Annotated in this window: 1 rRNA gene; it reads right to left on the bottom strand. The window is 45.6% G+C overall.

Annotation, left to right across the window (positions count from 1 at the left end):
- A 16S ribosomal RNA gene (locus H3Z84_RS00050) occupies positions 1 to 86 on the bottom strand; the annotation flags it as partial.
- Positions 87 to 250: the final 164 nt, after the last annotated feature.

The raw sequence follows: 250 nt of genomic DNA, 5'->3' as shown, positions 1-250 counted from the left end.
GCAAGCACCCCCTGTTACCGCTCGACTTGCATGTGTTAAGCCTGCCGCCAGCGTTCAATCTGAGCCATGATCAAACTCTTCAGTTTAAATCATACAAGAACCCGAAAGCTCTTAATTCTTGCTCAAGACAAAACTCAATTTTCGACGAGTCACTGTCCTGATATTTCGTATCCGAAATACCTCGGCCAGCGCCCACACGAATTACTTGGTTAACTTGTTAAAGAGCGTTTGAGCTGTTGCTCAATCAAGG

The organism is Marinobacter sp. bablab_jr003, from assembly GCF_016464245.1.
In the GTDB taxonomy this organism is placed as follows: domain Bacteria; phylum Pseudomonadota; class Gammaproteobacteria; order Pseudomonadales; family Oleiphilaceae; genus Marinobacter; species Marinobacter vinifirmus.
Note: the sequence above shows the minus strand (reverse complement) of the source record. Positions and strands in the feature narration are given on the sequence as shown.